The following is an 18,935-nucleotide window of genomic DNA, read 5'->3' as shown; positions in this document are numbered from 1 at the left end:
AATACTCGACAAAAGGAGACTCAATGCAAACACAGCCCGCTAAACCTAATATGACCTTGTTACTTATCTTAGCGTTACTCGTTATATTTTGCCCTATGGCAATCGATATTTACCTACCTGCTTTTCCAACTATTGCAGAACAATTTGCAGTTACTGAACAACAAGTACAGCAAACCGTTGCTATTTTTATGCTAACAGTAGGTCTAGGCCAATTAATTGCGGGCCCTTTGGCTGATAGATTTGGCCGAAAACCAGTGGCAGTAGTGGGTATTAGTTTGTATGCAAGCTCTGCATTACTCGCATACTACTCGCCTTCTTTTGAGATATTGCTGATAGCACGTGCTTTTCAGGGAATTGGAGCCTGTGCCACGTTTGTTGTCGCATTTGCGATAGTGCGTGATAAATATGGTAGTGAACGAAGCGGTCAGATGATCACCTACCTTAACGGGATTGTGTGTTTCATTCCGGCAATGGCACCTATTTTAGGGGCTTGGCTTACCGTACAGTTTGGCTGGCGTATGAACTTTATGTTTTTAACCGCGTTTGCCATTTTGGGCCTTATTGTTACGCTATTCTTTTTTAGAGAAACTCGCCCTGCTGATAGTCATTATCAAGGGCATATTTTAGATTTACGTCGCTTTACACCGATTATTAAAACACCGGTATTTTTGTTTAATAGCCTAATTTGTATGGTCTCAATGTCGGCCATATTAGTGTATGTAACGCTCGCTCCAGGCTGGCTTATTACACATTTAGGCGGCACCGTAGCCGACTTTACTTTTTGGTTTACGTTAAATGCCGTAATAAGTATTGTCGCAAGTTTTATTTTACCAACCTACATTAAACGAAATAGCCAACGTGCTTTGCGTGTCGGTGTGAGTGTACTGGTTTTTTCAGGCATTTTAATGTTAGCCCTTAGCGGTATAGAAACAGCATTTGCGCTTATGTTACCTATCTTAATTGCTGCATTAGGGTTTGCTTTAAGTTTAGGCTCTGCAGCAGGAATGTCTCTGTCTAGCTTTCCTAAACAAGCAGGCACAGCCTCTGCATTACTCGGTGCTATGCAAATGAGTGGCGCTAGCATATTGGTAGTATTGACCCAGTATTTAGGGCTAAGCACACCATGGCTAATTGCTTTTCACTTATTATTACTAGCTCCGCTTTGGTTTATTTTAATGAGCAAAAAAGCCCATACTTTACACCCAGCTAAAAGTACTCAATGATCAATCCTGACTTTCTAATCTCATTTTTATTAGCCAGCTTTTTAATGGCAGTAGCGCCAGGGCCATCAAATGCATTTTTGATGGCGCAAACATTTGCTAATGGTCGAGGCGCTGGTATGCAAAGTGCATTTGGTTTTGCATTAGGTGGAGTTATTCATACGCTATTTGCTGTTGTAGGCCTAAGCGCAGTACTAAAAGCCTCTCCTAGTGCTTATGCCGCAGTGCAATACGCAGGCGCAGCATACTTATGCTATTTAGGGTTTATGATGATTAAAGGCACGCTAAAGCAGCCAGAGCAGACACCTGAGGGCAAGCAAACCGATAAACCGCATATAAGTACCAGTAAAAAAAGTAATGTCATGTTTCAGGCGATGATGACTGAAGTACTAAACCCTAAAGTAGCATTATTCTTTATTGCATTTATTCCGCAATTTGTAGATCCAACGCTTTCATCGGCTACTTTTCAGCTCGCTTTTTTTGGCTTACTTTACCCTCTTTTTGCTTTTCCAATTGACTGCACGTATATTTATTTTGGCGACAAAATTGCACAGTTTTTTAGACGTAACCCAAATAGCCAACTTTGGATTGATAGGATCACTGGCATTGTATTTATTGCCCTTGCTATCAATCTATTATTTTAACTAACCTGCACTTTGGTTAAGAGGTTCATTCTTCCGAGTTTAGGTTCATCAATAAAAAGAATTAGCATGGAACAAAAAACACAATCTCTTCCCGCACAAAAAAATATTGCTTTAGTGGCGCACGACGGTAAAAAAGCAGCATTAAAATTATGGTGTGAAAAACACAAAGAAATACTAAGTAAGCACACTTTATATGGCACAGGTACTACGGGGCATTTAATTCAAAAAACGACGGGGCTTGATGTAGTTCAGCTTTTAAGTGGTCCTATGGGCGGCGATCAACAACTTGGCGCTAAAATAGCAGAATATGAGATACATGTTTTAATATTTTTTTGGGACCCATTAGCATCACAGCCTCATGACCCTGATGTTAAAGCACTACTGCGTTTAGCAGCTGTTTGGAATATTCCGGTGGCGTGTAATGAAGTGAGTGCAGATATGTTATTAAGCTCACCGCTTATGGACGTAGAGCTTGAACGTACATTGCCAGATTACGAAAAATACCTCGCAACCCGACAAATAGATCTTTAAACCTCAATTGTAATCTAGGTTATTTATAAAGCATGCTGGCCCATTTAGTCAGGCCAGCGGTTACACTACCAAAGTGATCCCCGTTAACCATTTTTATATCGCCTAAGTGCTCACTTAAAGCCGCTTTAATCAATGGTGATTGTGCACTACCGCCTGTTAAGTAAATAATGTCTGGCGTGGTCGCAGCGTCGCTGATTGCTTGTTTTGCTAAAGTAACTATTTGGCTAATACTACTCTCAACGGCAACAGCTAAATCGCTTACAGATACATTTTTATTCAGTCCACTATCTAAAAAGCTTAAATCACAATCAAACGCACTAGCTGATGAAAGTGCTATTTTAGCCGCTTCACCTTGTTGCACTAATTGATGGCCTTGCTTGTTTTGCTGTAAATGTATTAAACGCTTATAAAGCTCAGGCGCACTTACATCACGTAATTGTGCATTTAGCTCTCGGGTATGGCTTTCACTATAAAATTGGCTTTGTAAGTTTACATCGTTAATTTTACACGCTTGCCAAAACGCTTGATTAGGCAAAGGCAAACCCGATTTAAACGTACTGCCTAAACCCAATAACGGCATTAAACCATGAAAGCTCAAAGCAATATCTAAATCATTTCCGCCAACACGTTTACCACTGTGAGATAAAAAATCGCTATCGCGCTGGCTATTTCCTCTAAAGCTTGGGCCCATTTGTACAAATGAGCAGTCACTTGTACCACCACCAATATCAATAACGAGTACTTTTTGATCCTGAGTTAAATCACTCTCGTAATCGATACCCGCAGCAAGTGGCTCATATAAAAACTCTACGTCTTTAAAACCAGCACGTTTAGCAGCACGCTCTAAAATACCGACCGCTTGTTGATTTGATTGATCGCCACCCACAGCTTGGAAGTTTACTGGGCGACCAATCACTGTTTGTGTAAGTGTTTTACCTAAAGAGCGCTCAGCGCGTTGCTTAATTTTTAAGATCATCGCGGTTGCGATATCTTCAAAAAAGTTAATTTGACCTTGCTTTAAACCTGTTGCACCAAAAAATGATTTAGGGGACTTAACAAAATAGCCTTCTTCAGGAAACTGCACGTACTCGCTAATCGCTTCACGACCAATAAATAGGGTTTCATCTGAAGGTTGTAAATCAAGGTCTGACTTAATACGAGGTAAGGTATTTAATAATGCTTGGCGCTGCGTTAAAAAGTCATGCTCATGGGCTGTGCCATGTAAATGCTTAGCAACAAAATCAACAACCAACGCACTGTGATGAGTGTAAAGTGTAGACGGTAAGTAATGTTTTCCTTGCTCTAGCGGTACTAATTGAACATTACCCTCGCTCATTACACCCATAGCACAATTAGAACTACCGTAATCAAAACCTACAAACATACTTCACCACACATTACCAAAAAGGCCGCGCAATTTAGCACACTTTGTAAAATTTATAAATGTTATAAACTATCTCTGACCCGTAAAAAACTAGCAAAACGCGGTAACCCATTTTTTGTTAAGCCATGAAATCGGTACGTTACAGTACTACCAATTTCCGGTGGAATGGAGCGCTGTGCATCATTAAACCCAGTACCAATAGAAAATACCTGCCCCTGCGCTGTTTTTACCCTTAATGCCCCTAACATTCCTTGATATTTACCTTTGCCTGGTAAGTGTGCAATTACAACCGCTTCTGCATCTAAATAAGGTTTTAATTTTAGTAATGCATTACTTCTTCCATTGCTGTGCTTCGCGCTGGCCAAATGAAGCATTACACCCTCGCCGCCCTGCTTAGTTATGCTGTCAAAATACTCTGTAAGCTGCTCATTATTTGTAAAGCTATATTGACCTACTGCACTAATGTGCGGCAAGTTTAGGCTAGTAATTAGCTCATTATAGTTTTTATAGCGAGTGCTAAAAGGCAGATTTTTATCTGGCATATCAAATACTTTATAAGTAATAGTTTGCCAATCATGATTATTAGGTTTTTTAGTTCTGACTATGCCACTCAGCGCAGAAAAGTGCTCACGTTTAGTCCACAGCTCACCATCAAGCCATACATTTGGCAATGGCGCTGTAAACCAACTTGGCGCATTGATAATATTACCCTTACGAGTTAAAAACTCCGTGCCGGTCCAGATAGCTCTTACGCCATCATATTTTTCACTGACTAAATACTTACTTACATCATAATGCTTAGTTTTGTCATATACTTTAGCCAGTAAAACAGACGGCTGTGCTGCACTTATGCATTGCGTAAAAAGTACAATAACAATTAAAAGCAGGTGTTTAATAGTAAACATTGGCGCATCCAAGCATGTAAAAGTTGGCTTAAACTATAGTTGAGATTGCGCCCATTGCCAAAACTCATCTAAGTTGCTCATTTGATAGGTAGCTTGGCTAAAATCGTGATCTTTAGTATGGCTATTGGCAATGGCTACCACACGTAACAAAGCATTGTTGGCCGCCGTAACGCCGGTAAATGTATCCTCAACAGCAATTGCATTGCCTGCCTGTATATTTATCTGCTCAAGTGCCAGTAAATATGGGTCCCCAGCAGGTTTAGGATTACTTACGTCATCTTTTGTAACCACCGTATCAAACAGCTCATAAAACCCTAAACCTTTAAGTATTGGCATAGCTTCACTTTTAGCACTGCCTGTTACTAGCGCCATTTTTAAGCCACTCTCTTTTACAGCTTTCAACGTTTGCTCTGTAAATGGCATCAGTGGCGGTAAATGTGTTACTACATATCCACCAAATAAACGGTATTTTTCATCTGCTAAAAATTGTGCACTTACCGATAAGTTATGCTCTTGCTTAATTTCGATTGCGGCTTCTAAAGTGGGCCGTCCCGAAAAGCGCTGACAAAAATCATTTTCTAAATAACTAACACCGTAAGGCTTAAGTAGTTTACTCCAGCATACAAAGTGCATACTTTCTGAATCAACTAATGTGCCATCCATATCAAATAATATTGCTTGTAAAGTCATCCTCATTCCTTATACCAACCTGCATAGATCTTTGATCAATTTAACGAATTAAATTGCACTATAACGTCGTTAAAAATTTTTTATTTAGAACAACTAGATACAAAAATTTTTGCCTAGTTCTAGCGTAATTTTCTTAACGTTAAATAGAACCCATATATAAGCAGATTGGTATTATTTAACCTAAGCTAAATTTTGACAATAAAAAAAGGCGCCTTAAGCACCTTTTATATAAATACAGTTATTGCGTTAAGCCTGCTGGCGGCTCACCCGTTGCTTCCTCACCCGTATCAACATCAACAAGCTCATAGCCACGCGTTTTGCGCATAACTTTAAGTACAGGTTTTTCAAATGCTGTTTTTAAACGCTCTGAGTCATCTTTTAATTCATCTAATGTTGTACCAAAAGGGGCTGCGCCTGTTTCTGACCAGTTAGTTACTTTGCCGTTCAAGTTATATTCCACTTCGTGTATTTGATATTGCGCTGCTTCATCTTTCGTTGCTTCACAAAAAATTACACGGTAATTCCAAAATCCAGCCATCTTTTTATCTCTTTAAATTAATTAACGCTACTTTACCAGCTTTATAAAAACATAAAAGCCTGCACAAGGCAGGCTTTTAAAAATTAATATAATTTAAGGTTATCTTTAGAAGAAGTTAACTTTAAACTCAGCGCCAACATAGCGTTCTTCATTAACCATTGCTGTGTTGTTATTAAAGTCGATTGCACCAATAGCAACTTGCTCATCAAATAAGTTACGAGCAAAAACAGCTACTTCGTATTCATTATCATCCTGAGCCCAAGTATAACCGGCGCGCACACCTACTTCTGTTAACGGTTTACCTTCAAACTCAACCGCTTCATATAAGAAGAAGTTAACTTTACTGCGGTACGATACATCGGTGTAAGCGTAAAAGTTACCATCGGCTAGTTCTTTTGAATAACGAAGTGTTATGTTAGAAATAAACTCAGGTGCATTAGGTAAGCTATTACCATCAATGATTGCTCTGCCATTCACTGTCGTATCAGTAATATGCAATGTGTCACGATCTGGTACAGGAATGGTAATGCTGTTATCTTTTAACTCTGTTTTGTTATAACTAAAGTTAAACGTGGCATTAAGCTCATCAGTTAATACCCACTCGGTATCAAGTTCAAAACCATAACCTGTTGTCTTATCTGCATTGAGCAAACTTGTGGTATTTGCAGTCCCACCTACAGCAGTTAATTGCTGATCATCCATAGTAAAATAATAAATACTCGCATTTACACGCCCGCGACCATCAAGTACGTCTGATTTGAAACCTGTCTCATATGAAGTAACAGTTTCAGAGTCAGCTGTAGTAACCTCGTCAGAGAACGTGATACGACCTTGAATACTAGGAGCGCGGAATGTATTTGCAACTCGTGCATATAAATTAACATCATCATTTAATTTATAAGACGCTGAAATATCCCAACTTACATGATCATCACTTACATCAGTTGTACGGGTGATATCGTTTTTACATTGTATCAAGTTATTTAGGCAGTCATCGCTAACTATTTTACGTACTGCTTCAAAGTCTTTTTCATCGTCAGAGTAACGAAGGCCAGCCGTTAGTTTTAAATCATCAGAAACAGTGTAATCTACAGAACCAAATACAGCCCAAGCTTTAGTATCTTGCTGTTGATTAACGTAACCGTTTAACGCGCCCCCAGCTAACGTATTGTAGCCGAAGTTTTCAATCGTTACTGATTCATCAAAATAAAATAAACCGGTTTGAAAATTAACATCGCCGTCAAAGTTACTCGCTAAACGTAATTCTTGCGTGTATTGGTCGTGATCTGGTAAACCACTTTCACTTTCTGATGGGAATGGAATTGAACCTGGACCATGAAACTCACCTAAAAAGTCAGCACCATAACCACCATCAATATCGCCACGCGAGTTTACTTCTGCGCTTTCCCAACCTGAAATTGAAGTAATTGTATAATCATTAAAATCATATTCTAGCTTTAAGCTTAAACCTTGTGCATCAACAGTTTGCTTTTCACGTGCTGCTGCATCGTGGTAAACAACTTTATAATCAAAGTCATCAACTAGATCGTTAGTGCCACTTTTAATTGCATTCGCACGAAATGGAATAGGTGTGCCATCCATATTACGTACGTGATAATTAAGTAAGGCTGAAAAATCATCTTTTTCATATAAAAATTGGATACGTGCAGCTCTATCGGTGTAACCACCTAGTACATCATCTTGCTCAAAACCTGGCGCACGGTTATCAATAAAATTATCTTTGTCTTGCCAAAGAACAGAAACACGTGCTGAAAGATTATCAGTTAAACCACCACCCACCGCGCCTCTAAAATCAACGGCACTGTCTGTGCCATATGATACTGAGCTAAAACCTTCAAATTCTTGGCTAGGTTTAACCGAATCAAATTTTACAAGACCAGCCGGTGTATTACGGCCAAACAATGTACCTTGCGGACCACGTAAAACCTCTACACGCTCAACATCAAATACAGGGAAACCTTTTAGAATCGCATTTTCTTGAACGATATCGTCAACAACCAGTGACACAGGTTGTGATGCATTTAAATCAAAGTCGGTATTGCCTAAACCACGAACATAAAAACGTGGAAATGTACGGCCATAAGAAGACTCAATCGCTAAACTTGGAATTTTCGCATTCATAAAGCGAATATCCATACCAGCAGAGCTATACACATCAAGGTTATCACCTTGTAATGCAGATACTGCCACGGGTACTTCTTGAGCGTTTTCGACACGTTTACGAGCGGTTACTTGAATAACTTCTAATTGGTTGCTTTTTTTAGCTGTTTCTTGCGCAGCTAAAGAAGAAAATGAAGTACCTGCTACTGCAGAGAACAACGTTGCGTTAATTAGGGTTGCTAACGTAGATCGTTTCATTGCTTTCATGTTGGGTTTAACCTTTTGTGTGCACTCTTATTCAACGGTTTATGTGTTGCGCAATTTATACCATGGAGGTAGATTGCGGGTTCGACCAATTTTTCGCGTCTTGCTATAGGCTGCGCGGACCTTATTATCGAGAGTACAAAAACGATGTTATAAGGCTGAACGAACGATCGATATTATACCACCACGTAATAATTTTACTGCAAAAAGATGAGCAAAAAAGTAAACTCTTTTGCAACATTTAACTACACGTTATGCCATTTTTATACATTTAAAGGCATAAAACACAACAAATAAGGACATATGTCCTTATAAAAAAACACCAAACAAAGTAGCCATTTGCACTTTTTAAACAAAAATGAAAAAACACGAACATAGTTTGAAAATAAAAAAGCTGCACACGGCAGCTTTATTTTTTATGGATTCAGATAACTGAATGTTTTTATTTGATACGCTTAAGTGCAATTTCACCATCTATATGAATATCACGCTGCGGGAAAGCAATCACTACATCATGCTCTTCAAATACAGCGTAAATACTAAAGCGAATATCACTGCGTACTTTTCTAAGCATAGTCTCCGACTCTGCGCACACCCAAAAAATAGCGTTAAATACAAGTGAGCTATCTGCAAAGTCATCAAATAGTACTGACGACTTTGGATTAGCCAATATAGCTTCATGGTCATCAAGTACTTGCTGAATTAGCTTTTTAACCAGCAGTACGTCCGATCCGTATGCAACACCAACGCTCACCGCTGAACGCGCATTACCATCAATTAGTGTCCAGTTAGTTACTGTATTTTCTAATAGCTGGCTATTGGGTATCAGCATATGCACACCATCGTTTCGGCGTATACGTGTTGAACGTGTATTTATTGTCTCTACAACCCCTTTTGCATCACCCACTTCTAAAAAATCACCAATACGAATTGGTCGCTCCCACATAAGTATCCAACCACTTATAAAGTTGTTGATAATATTTTGTGCACCAAAACCAACGCCAATAGCAATAGCGCCCGATACGAATGCAAATGCAGTAACGGGGATACTAAGTACTTCTAAGGACGTAAAAACTAAAATCGCAATGCTTATAATAAAGTAGATACGAGTGAATAAATGCACCGCGTCTTGGCTTAACTTTTTTGCTAGTAAGGTTTTTTTTATCAACTTACCAATACGCGTAACAACAAACCAAATAGCGAAAAGTATTAAAGGTACTTTAATGATTTTTGCAACGGTAATATGTACATCGCTGTAACTAAATACAACAAAGGCAAGAATTTGGTTTATGTGTTCTAACGTCATTTATTTTCCAATACAAGCAAGGAGCGCTTTAAAGTTAAATCGCTATAGAGTGAAAGTGATTCAGTGTTGGGTAAGTTTAGCACGTCATAATATAACTTAAACACACTGTTAATAAGTTCAATATGCACTGATTTAACTCTTACTGCAGCAAGTCCCCTCTAGTTATTAAAAAGTGGCGCGAGGTTTGTAACCTAGTGGGCTCAGTAAAAACCGAGCAAAGCTTCCACATCCTGCTCACGCCCCTTATCTACATCCTGTAAGCAACAAAGAGTTAATCGTCCTTAGAAATAACCCGACGGGCAGCGCATGCTTGGTCTTTGTGCTACGTTATCGCCTATTTATGGGGAATAACCGCACTTCATAGGCTCTGCCTTGCCTAAAAACCAAACATACTGATGCAAGTTCAACCACCAAAGTTCACACGCCCTAACCTACATTTTAGAGCATCGCAATAAAATAGGGTGTCTACTTGCATAGCAAGAGTAAATGTATAAACAGCGCCTCTTTTGATACTCACTGTAGTTAAAACGATGTTTTAGAGCTGTATTTACCTACCTAAATGCCTGTTATTAGCTAATTTGCGTTCAAATCCCGCTTAATATCGATAAACTTTATTGTATATAAATCAGAATTTGGTAAGTTAACTGGGTTTTTAAACTCATAAAGCCTATTCCGGCTAATCTTTCTATGGAGTTATTATGCGTAAGACACTGATCGCCACTACTATTGCTAGTGCCCTAATACTATCGGCCTGTTCATCAGATGAAACAACAAAAACGGCAGAAGAAGGCGCAGCACAAGTGCAAGACATGAACGCAAACAATATTTTATTTAAACCAAGCCCATTGCAATATATGGCGCCAGAATTTGATAAATTTGGCACAAAAGACTACGAAGCAGCGTTTGATGCTGGTATTGCACAGCACACAGCGCAAATTGAAGCTATTGCTAATAACCCAAAACCTGCAACATTTGAAAATACATTAGTTAAAATGGAGCTATCAGGCGAGTTATTGAACCGCGTATCGGCTGCTTTTTACAACTTATCGGGTTTAATTTCAGATGACGAATACCAGCGCATTGATGAAAAAATGGCGCCGGTATTATCAGCTCACTCAGACGACATTTACTTAAACGGTGCATTATTTAAGCGCGTACAAACAATTTATGACAAGCAAGATAAATTAAATGCTGAAGATCAACGTCTAGTTGACTTTTACTACAAGCAGTTTGTAAAAGCAGGTGCTAAATTAAATGACGCTGAAAAAGCTAAAATGCGTGAAATTAACTCAGAGCTAGCTCAACTGTCGACCGCGTTTTCACAAAACATTTTAAAATCATATAAAGAAGACGTCATTGTCGTTACTGATAAAAGCAAATTAGCCGGTCTTTCTGAAGGTGAAATTGCAGGTCTTGCAGCTTCGGCTAAAAAGGCGGGTAAAGACGGTTACATGATCACGTTAGTAAATACAACGCAACAGCCTATTTTAAGCAGCCTTGAAAACCGCGACCTGCGTGAGCAAATTTTTAAAGCTTCTGCAAATCGTGCTGCAAAAACTAACGGCCCTATTATAATTAAAGAAACCAACCTACGCGCTCAAAAAGCAGAGCTTTTAGGTTATAAGGATTGGGCTTCTTATGTAATGACATCGCGTATGGCGCAAACAACTGACAATGTATATGGCATTCTAGACGACCTTGCGCCAAAAGCAGTTGAAAAAGCCAAAATAGAAGCAGCCGCTATTCAAAAAGTGATTAACGATTCAGGCGAAAGCTTTGAGCTTAAACCATGGGATTGGACTTTTTATGCTGAAAAAGTACGTGCAGAAAAATACAACTTAGACCCAGTACTTGTTAAGCCATACTTTGAAATGCAGTCGGTAATTCACGACGGTTTATTCTTCGCGATGAATAAACTATATGGCATTACGTTTAAAGAACGTAAAGATCTTCCCGTTTATCATGAAGATGTAACTGTATACGAAGTATTTAACGCTGATAACAGTGCTATCGGTTTATTTTACTTAGACCCATATGCACGTGAAGGTAAACGTGGCGGTGCATGGATGAGTGCATACGTAAGCGAAAGTGGCTTAAAAGGTACTAAACCAGTTATTTACAATGCGCAGAACATTCCAAAACCTGCTGCAGGCGAACCTACGCTAATGACGTTTGACGAAGTGTCTACTATGTTCCATGAATTTGGTCATGCTGCACACGGTTTATTCTCAGATGTTAAGTACCCAAGCTTAGCGGGTACTGCAACGGCGCGTGACTTTGTTGAATTTCCGTCGCAAGCAAACGAAGATTGGATGATTGAACCAACGGTACTTGCTAACTACGCTAAGCATTACAAAACAGGTGAGCCAATTCCACAAGCCCTACTTGATAAAGTACTTGAATCGCAAAAATTCAACCAAGGTTACGGCACTACTGAATATTTAGCCGCTGCACTACTTGATATGGAATGGCATTCATTTGGTTCTGATGAAAAAATTACTGATGTTCAAAAGTTTGAACAAGACGCGCTAGAAAAACACGGTATTGCTTACTACCCTGTTCCACCGCGTTACAAATCAAACTTCTTTAGCCACACATTTGCAGGTGGTTATTCAGCAGGTTACTACGCGTACCTATGGACTGAAGTGTTTGCAGCAGATGCCTTTGCACATATGGAAAACAACGGCGGCTTAACACGTAAAAATGGTGACAAGTTCCGTAAAGAAATCCTATCAAAAGGTAACAGCCGCGACTTAATGCAAAGCTACATTGAGTTTAGAGGTCAAAAACCAACTACCGACGCATTACTTAAGCGCCGTGGTTTAGTTGAGTAAATAACTTAATTTATTAAGCTCACTTTTATAAAAGCCCGCTTGCGGGCTTTTATTGTTTATACCCTCACATATAACAGATAAACTTAGCCCAATATTTATTAAAAGATGATGGTTATGCAGTACTTATTTACAGTCACTTTGCTATGGGCGTTTTCGTTTAGTTTAATTGGTGTGTACTTAGCAGGACAAGTTGACGCTTGGTTTAGCGTATTAATACGCATAGCACTGGCAACACTGATTTTTTTACCTTTTTTAAAGCTTAAACAAACGCCTAAACCTTTAGCCTTAAAGCTTATGCTGATTGGCGCTATACAACTTGGTGTTATGTATAGCTTTTACTACCACTCATTTTTATTTTTAACCGTTCCTGAAGTACTGCTATTTACTGTAATGACCCCTATCTACATCACCCTATTAAACGATGCAATTGAAAAAAAATTCAACCCTCGATTTTTTGTAGTCGCACTTATCGCTGTTTGCGGCGCGGTTGCTATTCGTTACAAGAACTTAAATAGCCACTTTTTGATTGGCTTATTACTTGTACAAGCAGCCAATATTTGCTTCGCAACTGGGCAAGTAACTTACAAGCGTTTAATGGCAAACAATACTCTTGATGATAAGGCTCTATTTGGGTGGTTTTTTATCGGGGCACTAATTGTCGCCATTGTATGCTACGTTTCATTTGGCGATGCAAACAAACTGCCAAGCACATCAACCCAGTGGGGGGTACTTATTTATTTAGGTACTATCGCCTCTGGCCTTGGCTATTTTGCATGGAACAAAGGCGCAACCCTTGTCAATGTTGGAGCACTGGCAGTTATGAATAATTTACTCATTCCGGCAGGTATTATAATCAATATACTTATTTGGAACCGAGACGCTGATATTATAAAACTCAGTCTAGGTGGTACGATCATCTTATTGGCACTCGTGCTTAATCAGTATCTAGATAAAAAGTCGGCAACACCTAAGCACTGACCTGAAACTGTCACTAAAGGTAATTAACCTGAACTCTGGTTAAGAGATTTACTAACATATTGAATCATGGTGATATTTAAATTTATTTTCTCTAGCCAGAGATTTTCAGTGAAAACAAGTCGAATTTACGCGTCAATCGCTGCTCTATTGCAAGTAAATTCAACGCAGTTAGCGCTGAAAATAGCTGCTCAAGATAGATTTATATTACTCTAGGGCGTGTGATGTTTCGAGCTCAACATACCCTAGAGTCATTGATCTGTTGTGGTCAACTAATCCTCTTCACACTCAGTCCACTCATAAAATAAGCTTGATTGGTTAGCTGTACGCCATGTTTCATATACAAAAGTGATTTCAGGAATTTCTTTAATTCTGAATGAGAAATGAAATCCTTCTGATGCCTCTTCGTTACGAACACACGTTACCACTGGTAGTAACGTTTTAAACTCAACAGACTCACCTTTGGCAATAACTTGTCCTTGCATTAAGTTTTCAAAGCGAGGTGTTAAGCTTTCTAAATCACCATTGATATGACTAACATGTAGGTTTTCGATGGTGTAATCTGCATCAGTTGCAGTTAACGACCATCTTACATAACCTTCTTCAAGAAAAGGCTTAGAGCTTGCATAAAAGTCATTCGCAAATGGAGGGATATTTTCATATGGTAATGGCTGCCATAAGCTTTCATCATTGTCATTTAAACTACGTAAACGAACACCTTTCGCCTCAGCTATTGGGTCAACTTTTACTACAAAATCATACTGTGGAGCATCATCAATTAAGTCTGTTGCAGAGTATCTAAATGTGTACGTTCCTGGTTTAGTAAATACTTGGCCTCGGGTGTTAGGACAGTCGGCCTCACTTGGGCTGCTGGTAAACTCGCCGCCTTCAGGTGCACTGATCAGCTCTTCATGCGTGAAGACTTCATCACCATCGGCATCAATTGTCACAGGGCGATGCAATAACGACATACATGTAAGAATTTGATAATAGTCTTCACCTGGGCTTAAGCGTCCCCAGTTACGTGCCCACACAACCGAGCGGATCTCTGGTGTTGTATTGGTTAATTTAGCTAAACCATTATCTTGCGCATATGTTTTGGCAAATAAACCACGGTCATCTTCTACAATCAAACGTGCGGTATAAGAGCCTGGCACATCGGTGATCACTTTTGCACGGCGATACTCTTGACTTTCTGGCTCGATCACTGCTTCAATTGTGGCATTACTACCATCTGGTTTGTCTGTTAGCTCCCAATGAAAGGTAATTGGGTCATCATTAGGATCACTACTTGAAGCATCAAATACTAACGCATCACCAACCAACACTGATTTTGATTGTGCACTAACACCACTTGTTGAAGGCTGACCATTAACGTTACCTACTTTTGCTTCCATCGTAGCATCAAGTGAAATTTGATTTTCGCCGTCAGAAATCACCATTCGAACTAAATAAGTACCGGCTATATCTAACTTTTGGATTTTTTTACCCATCGGTTTCCAAGAGCCAATATCAACAAGCTCAGCAACACTACCTTCAGGTTTTTCAACAAGTGTCGCGTCGATAATTTGCAGTGCTTCGCCTTCTGGATCATAACCGGTAAAGTTAAACTCAGCGCGAAGACCAACTTCTTGCTCACCAATACTGTAAGACGGATAATAACCAGTTGCTGATAACTCACCAATAGGTGCCGCATTGGTTGTCGCTTCAGGGTTTTTATTGACTGTGACAGTTATTTCTTTTTCTTCACTTTTTCGAGTACCATCAAATACAAATAGCATGACTTTATAACTTGCTACAGCTTGTGGAGTAAAACGCACTTTGGCGGTTGTTGCACCGTCAAGTTTTGGCAAGGGTGCATTATCAGGTTCCGTTGGGCTATAACCCCATTGCCAGCGATATTGCAGTTTCTCACCTTCTGGATCAATACTCGATGAGGCATCAAGTACGGCTTCTTCACCTAAGATAATAGTAATGTCATCTGCTTTAGCAACTGGTGGTGCATTACCCTCAGCTACACTAACCGTAACATTAACGGATTCACTGGCAATGCCATTATAAGTCACTATAAATTGCAGTTTGTAATCACCGGCCAAATCAACAAATAAAGTACTTTGACTTTGATCTGCATTGTTTAAATAGCCAGTACTATCTATTGGCTTTTCAATAAGCTCCCATTGGTATGCTAATGAGCCGGTTTCACCAGTCGGTGTTACACTTTGACTACCATCAAGACCAATGCTATCAGTGCCCAAATTTACACTATAAATTGACTCAGTAATTGCAATTGGATAAGGGCTGGTTGCAGTGAGCGTAAAACGAACAGCTTCGCTGTTGTTGGTGCCATCGTTTACGATTAAGTTCACTACATATTCACCGGGGAAATCAGCTGTAAATTCAGTTATTACACTGTCTGCACTGGTAATATCTGACTTACTTGCAGCTGGTCGCTCAATAAGCTGCCACGTGTAAGTTAAGCTAGTACCTTCGGCACTGGTACTTGTATCAGCATTGAGTGTTACTTGTACTGCGCCAGCTTCTAGTGAAAATGTTTGTTCCGTGGGCGATTGTAACTCAATGACAGCGATTGGCTTTTGCTGCGGGACTTGTACTTCGGTGTCGGCTTTTTTATCACTACTGCCGCCACAGGCCGACATAGTGAGTGAAAGTCCGATGATGGCGATTACGCAAAATATTTTTTTCATGCTTTTATTCTCCTGTCTGATAGGTGTTATCAGTTAAAATTGTAAAGTTAAGCTCAGTCGTGCTGTTCTTCCTGGTGCAGGTAATAAACCCAAGCTCAAGGCATCGAGGTAATAACGATCTGTGACATTGTCTACGGTGAAGTCGAGTGTCGTATCATCGCTAAATTTATAACTGGCATAGATATCCAGAAGGTTATAACCGTGCCAAAGGACGGGTTCATTAAACCCTGCTGGAGCGTTGTAGCGAGGGATTGAGTTACGTTGCCCCATGAAAGTGCCTCTGAGTCCCGCTTCTAACCGCTGTTCAAATAAACGCACACCAAAGTGAGCACTTGCATGCCAATTTGGCGGGATCATGTTGTTTATATAACTCTCAGGTAGGCCCCAATAATTACAGTAGTAACGTACGTAACTCCCCACATTGCACACTTCAATATGGGTGTAATGCGTACCGCTTAATTCTACAAGCCAGTATTTTGTGTCGTAGCTAAAATTAAGTTCCCAGCCATTTAGATCAAGACTGTCGATATTTCGCATTCGGAAGAAGTCGAGACCACCTTGCTTTTGCTCCCATGCATTTGGCTGGGTGCGGGTTAAGTAGTCATCAACGTGGTTTTGGAAATACGCGAGCTTGAAACCTACTTTATAATCATTGGTCAGTAATGAGTCGTTTAAATAATTTAAGCCAACTTCTTGATTCGTTGCATGTTCAGGTTCTAAAGGGATATCTAATACAGGGCTTACAGACCAACCTGAGGTGCTTTCAAATAAGCTCGGCATGCGCAGTGCTTCGCTATGGCGAAGGTAAAATTGTAATCCTTTAAATGCTTGCCATTTTATAGCAACTAACGGCGCAGTACCTGAATGACTATTTTCATATTGCACTTCTAAGCAGCCACCTGCATCGTCAGATATACAGGCGGGATCATTCGTGTTTATAACAAGGGGATTGTTGTCTTTAGAAGAAAAATGAGTAAAACGTAAACCTGCTTCTAGTGACCATGCTGATGAAAATTGCCAATCTATTGCACTAAAAGCGCTGAACTCTTTACGCCACCCGCTGCGTGAACCCACATAAAAGCCTTCGGTTTCAGGGGTGTTAGTGTCCATATTTTCATACTGTCCAGCAAAGCCATAGCTTAGTTCTAATTCGCCTGCTGAGTAAAACATCATGCTATTACTTATATCAGTTCCAAAACGTTGATAGTCATCACTGCGAGCGACATTATCAGCAATATCTACTGAGCCAACACCTGGGGTATTTAACTGAGTAAGTGCATCGGTATGCCAAACATTGGCTTTAAAATCAGCCCAGTCATATTTAATTGGCTGCCAACGGTATCGCAATGTGTAAGTTTGATTGGTTACTTCGCTATCAAGCCATTGTCTTGCTTGACCAAAAGAACGTATTTGTGAAGGCATCATTTCGCCATAAGCGCTGTTATAACGTATATAGCTCATTTCTAGACTTTGATCATCGGGCAGCAGTACGTTACTTTTTAACAGCCAAGATTCACTCGAAAAGTTAGTATTGGGGATACGCTCATTAGCACGAAAACGTGACGCGCCTTGCATTGATACTTGCGTTTCAGTGTACCAAGCAAGCTTGTCTGGTTCGCCGTAAATGACCTCTGGTGTAGGGCCATTACTACCTGCGTAGTAGTTACCTTGCTCTCTTCTTGCATAGGCGCCAATAAGGTCGCCCCATTCGAAATGTTTAGCTGCTGCTAAACTACTGGCATAACTACCAAATTCAAGTAAGCTTGGTCTCTCCATGCCTTCATCAGGTGCAAAGCGCTCGGGCATTAAATATTGATCGCTACAGTAGATCGAAAACCGACATTCAGAGCGGTACGCATTACGTGCTAAATAATAACCCGCATAAGTCCCAGGATCGGGTGCATTTGAGCTATTTCCAATGGCGCTAACACGCAACCGATAGCCTGTTAACTCGCCTTCTTTTACAATATCATCGGCGTTTAATGTACTTACACTCACCAAGCCACCAGTCGCGCCAGTGCCATCAGCACTCATTACCGGGCCTTTACTAATTTTAAGTGATCCGATTAAGTCAGGGTCAATGTAGCTACGACTTGACACCCCAGAGTAACCGCGATAAACCGTGGTTTCTTGGCGACTGCCGTCGATCACCACAGGTACTCTGCCCTGTCCTTGCATACCTCTAATATTTATATCGAGGCCACCAGAGTTGCGATTTTCACTGATCAATACACCCGGCGTGCCCTGAAAAATATCGCCAACACTGGTTCCTCTAAAACGTTGAATATCTTGCTGAGTGATCAAGTTTACTGAGCCAGCTTCGGTGTAGGTTTGATCTTTTAGATCAACGTTACGGCTTTGCACATTAATAGTATTTAGGGTTATTAAATCTTGTTGGTTTTTTTCTTGTACTAACCATGCACTACTACTAATTGGTAAGGCCTGTAAGTCAGTATTTTGTAATAGCGTCAACAATGCTGATTCGGTGCTGTATTGACCTGACATTGCAGTAACTGAAAAACCACGTACAGTCCGCTCTTCAAATGACAACGTTACACCTGCTTGGCGCGAAAATAATCTAAGTACATCCCCTAGTTCACCCGCAGGTAGATCAAATTTGATCATTTTTATTTGTGATGTCGTTGTTGCTTGTTCAGCTAAACTTGCAGTGGATGTGATAACCAACAAACAAGTTACAACAGATAATAAGTGTAGTGCAGCGCGGGGCATGAATGATTTCCTATTTCTTTAATGCATACTTATATGACGCATGAAAATAGAAACCCCGTAAGGTTAAATGATAATTATTTTATATAAC

Annotated in this window: 13 protein-coding genes; 5 read left to right on the top strand and 8 right to left on the bottom strand. The window is 40.0% G+C overall.

Annotated elements, in window-relative coordinates:
* The first annotated feature begins 23 nt into the window (after positions 1-23).
* From LOS73_RS09070 to LOS73_RS09060, 3 genes are all read left to right on the top strand, one after another.
* Positions 24-1,223, top strand: a complete 1,200-nt coding sequence (locus LOS73_RS09070; protein ID WP_007376890.1) for a multidrug effflux MFS transporter — start codon at positions 24-26, stop codon at positions 1,221-1,223.
* Positions 1,220-1,864 carry a LysE family translocator gene (locus tag LOS73_RS09065; protein WP_007376889.1) on the top strand — a complete coding sequence of 215 codons (645 nt, stop codon included), beginning with the start codon at positions 1,220-1,222 and terminating at the stop codon, positions 1,862-1,864. Before LOS73_RS09070 ends, LOS73_RS09065 begins: the two co-directional genes overlap by 4 nt.
* A 66-nt stretch (positions 1,865-1,930) precedes the next feature.
* Entirely contained in the window at positions 1,931-2,395 is a 465-nt protein-coding gene (locus LOS73_RS09060) for a methylglyoxal synthase (protein WP_457934866.1), read from the top strand.
* Between the two features lie 19 nt (positions 2,396-2,414).
* Here LOS73_RS09060 and yegD read toward each other — a convergent pair whose 3' ends face one another.
* The 6 genes from yegD to LOS73_RS09030 all read right to left on the bottom strand — a co-directional run bounded on the left by yegD (position 2,415) and on the right by LOS73_RS09030 (position 9,603).
* The gene (gene yegD / locus LOS73_RS09055) at positions 2,415-3,779 is read right to left on the bottom strand and encodes a molecular chaperone (RefSeq protein WP_007376888.1); all 1,365 of its coding nucleotides are present in this window, start codon (positions 3,777-3,779) and stop codon (positions 2,415-2,417) included.
* Between the two features lie 62 nt (positions 3,780-3,841).
* On the bottom strand, positions 3,842-4,684 hold the full coding sequence (locus tag LOS73_RS09050) for a DNA ligase (RefSeq protein ID WP_457934865.1): 843 nt from the start codon (positions 4,682-4,684) through the stop codon (positions 3,842-3,844).
* A 33-nt stretch (positions 4,685-4,717) separates the two neighbouring features.
* A complete protein-coding gene (locus LOS73_RS09045; RefSeq protein WP_033031522.1) occupies positions 4,718-5,374 on the bottom strand; it encodes an HAD family hydrolase in 657 nt (218 codons plus the stop codon).
* A gap of 238 nt (positions 5,375-5,612) precedes the next feature.
* A complete protein-coding gene (locus tag LOS73_RS09040) occupies positions 5,613-5,912 on the bottom strand; it encodes a hypothetical protein (RefSeq protein WP_007376885.1) in 300 nt (99 codons plus the stop codon).
* A gap of 105 nt (positions 5,913-6,017) precedes the next feature.
* Positions 6,018-8,300, bottom strand: a complete 2,283-nt coding sequence (locus LOS73_RS09035) for a TonB-dependent receptor (protein ID WP_457934864.1) — start codon at positions 8,298-8,300, stop codon at positions 6,018-6,020.
* Between the two features lie 439 nt (positions 8,301-8,739).
* Entirely contained in the window at positions 8,740-9,603 is an 864-nt protein-coding gene (locus LOS73_RS09030) for a mechanosensitive ion channel family protein (RefSeq protein WP_008137029.1), read from the bottom strand.
* A 698-nt stretch (positions 9,604-10,301) separates the two neighbouring features.
* On the opposite strand from LOS73_RS09030, the gene LOS73_RS09025 reads away from it, so the two are divergent.
* Both LOS73_RS09025 and LOS73_RS09020 read left to right on the top strand, forming a co-directional pair.
* Positions 10,302-12,437, top strand: a complete 2,136-nt coding sequence (locus tag LOS73_RS09025) for a M3 family metallopeptidase (protein ID WP_457934863.1) — start codon at positions 10,302-10,304, stop codon at positions 12,435-12,437.
* Positions 12,438-12,551: 114 nt separating this feature from the next.
* The gene (locus LOS73_RS09020) at positions 12,552-13,415 is read left to right on the top strand and encodes a carboxylate/amino acid/amine transporter (protein WP_204247241.1); all 864 of its coding nucleotides are present in this window, start codon (positions 12,552-12,554) and stop codon (positions 13,413-13,415) included.
* Positions 13,416-13,684: 269 nt separating this feature from the next.
* Here the strand turns inward: LOS73_RS09020 and LOS73_RS09015 are convergent, their stop codons facing one another.
* Both LOS73_RS09015 and LOS73_RS09010 read right to left on the bottom strand, forming a co-directional pair.
* Positions 13,685-16,117, bottom strand: coding sequence for a hypothetical protein (locus LOS73_RS09015; protein WP_457934862.1), 2,433 nt, complete (start codon positions 16,115-16,117; stop codon positions 13,685-13,687).
* A gap of 33 nt (positions 16,118-16,150) precedes the next feature.
* On the bottom strand, positions 16,151-18,847 hold the full coding sequence (locus tag LOS73_RS09010) for a TonB-dependent receptor domain-containing protein (protein ID WP_457934861.1): 2,697 nt from the start codon (positions 18,845-18,847) through the stop codon (positions 16,151-16,153).
* Between the last annotated feature and the right edge of the window lie 88 nt (positions 18,848-18,935).

Source organism: Pseudoalteromonas sp. SCSIO 43210 (genome assembly GCF_054133285.1).
This window is presented reverse-complemented; position numbering and strand designations above follow the sequence as displayed.

Coding starts and splice junctions, on each gene's coding strand:
- LOS73_RS09010 (WP_457934861.1), bottom strand. CDS start 18,847: ATGCCCCGCGCTGCACTACACTTATTATCTGTTGTAACTTGTTTGTTG.
- LOS73_RS09025 (WP_457934863.1), top strand. CDS start 10,302: ATGCGTAAGACACTGATCGCCACTACTATTGCTAGTGCCCTAATACTA.
- yegD (WP_007376888.1), bottom strand. CDS start 3,779: ATGTTTGTAGGTTTTGATTACGGTAGTTCTAATTGTGCTATGGGTGTA.
- LOS73_RS09065 (WP_007376889.1), top strand. CDS start 1,220: ATGATCAATCCTGACTTTCTAATCTCATTTTTATTAGCCAGCTTTTTA.
- LOS73_RS09020 (WP_204247241.1), top strand. CDS start 12,552: ATGCAGTACTTATTTACAGTCACTTTGCTATGGGCGTTTTCGTTTAGT.
- LOS73_RS09045 (WP_033031522.1), bottom strand. CDS start 5,374: ATGACTTTACAAGCAATATTATTTGATATGGATGGCACATTAGTTGAT.
- LOS73_RS09035 (WP_457934864.1), bottom strand. CDS start 8,300: ATGAAAGCAATGAAACGATCTACGTTAGCAACCCTAATTAACGCAACG.
- LOS73_RS09050 (WP_457934865.1), bottom strand. CDS start 4,684: ATGTTTACTATTAAACACCTGCTTTTAATTGTTATTGTACTTTTTACG.
- LOS73_RS09030 (WP_008137029.1), bottom strand. CDS start 9,603: ATGACGTTAGAACACATAAACCAAATTCTTGCCTTTGTTGTATTTAGT.
- LOS73_RS09040 (WP_007376885.1), bottom strand. CDS start 5,912: ATGGCTGGATTTTGGAATTACCGTGTAATTTTTTGTGAAGCAACGAAA.
- LOS73_RS09015 (WP_457934862.1), bottom strand. CDS start 16,117: ATGAAAAAAATATTTTGCGTAATCGCCATCATCGGACTTTCACTCACT.
- LOS73_RS09070 (WP_007376890.1), top strand. CDS start 24: ATGCAAACACAGCCCGCTAAACCTAATATGACCTTGTTACTTATCTTA.
- LOS73_RS09060 (WP_457934866.1), top strand. CDS start 1,931: ATGGAACAAAAAACACAATCTCTTCCCGCACAAAAAAATATTGCTTTA.